Origin of the sequence: Bathymodiolus azoricus thioautotrophic gill symbiont (assembly GCF_001298715.1) — a bacterium.
GTDB lineage: Bacteria > Pseudomonadota > Gammaproteobacteria > PS1 > Pseudothioglobaceae > Thiodubiliella.
Genome location: NZ_CDSC02000122.1, coordinates 1 through 1,079, shown reverse-complemented (window position 1 = coordinate 1,079; position 1,079 = coordinate 1). Strand labels below are relative to the sequence as shown.

At 39.0% G+C, this 1,079-nt stretch carries 2 protein-coding genes; both read left to right on the top strand.

Annotated elements, in window-relative coordinates; translation table 11 throughout:
- Positions 1-931 (top strand): BaiN/RdsA family NAD(P)/FAD-dependent oxidoreductase (locus tag BAZSYMA_RS02415; protein WP_090715261.1); only part of this gene is annotated, 931 nt, incomplete at its 5' end.
- On the top strand, positions 924-1,079 hold a 156-nt coding region (locus BAZSYMA_RS10615), incomplete at its 3' end, for a cyclic nucleotide-binding domain-containing protein (protein WP_420912275.1). The genes BAZSYMA_RS02415 and BAZSYMA_RS10615, both read left to right, overlap by 8 nt.

The following is a 1,079-nucleotide window of genomic DNA, read 5'->3' as shown; positions in this document are numbered from 1 at the left end:
ATTAGAAAATGCAGGCCTACATTGGCATGAGAAAACCTTAGGGCAATTATTCTGCGATGAAAAATCAGCTGCAGTGCTAAAGTTGCTATTAAGAGAGTGCCAGCAAGTAGATATCAAACTTAATCTCAGTGTTGAAAGTATCGATTATTGCCACGGATACACGCTTACCACCAATCAAGGAACTTTTCAGGCATCCTCGTTGGTTATTGCTACAGGCGGTGCGTCCATTCCAAAGATGGGTGCTAGTGATTTTGGTTTACAAGTTGCCAAACAATTTAGGCTTAAATCTATTGCCTTTAAACCAGCTTTGGTACCACTTACTTTTCATCAAGAGGATATTGAGCATTATTTCAAAGATTTATCAGGCTTAAGTGTTGATGCAATCGTTAAGTGCAATAATCAAAGTTTTAGAGAAGGTATTTTGATTACCCATAGAGGTGTTAGTGGTCCAGCAGTGTTGCAGATCTCTTCTTATTGGCGAAAGGGCGACGCCGTGGTGTTTAATTTGTTGCCCGATTTGAAAGCGAGCGATTGGTTGTTAGAGATGCGTGATAGCAAGCCTAAATCTGAGTTAAAAACTATTTTAAGTACCTATTTTCCAAAGCGTTTGGCAATTCGCTTAGCGGATACTTTATTAGACAAACCCTTATCAAATAGTGCACTTAATCAGATTAAAAAAAAGAATTTAACCACTTTGGGTGAAAAACTCAATCATTGGGTGCTAATACCAAGTGGTACAGAGGGGTTGCGTACTGCTGAGGTTTGTGTGGGCGGTGTTAGTACTGATGAACTGTCCTCCAAGACAATGGAGTCTGTCAAGCAAAAAGGGCTATATTTTATTGGTGAAACAGTGGATGTAACAGGTTGGTTGGGTGGTTACAATTTCCAATGGGCCTGGTCATCTGGCTGGGCAGCAGGGCAATATGTTTAAAAATAATATTCAATACCAAACACTGAATTTAAAAAAAGGTGGGTGTTTATTTCATCAAGGGGCAAATATTGAGCGGTTATTTTTTCTTGAAAAAGGCAGGGTTAAATTAGTTCGAAATACGATAGAAGGGCAACCTTTAATTATTCAT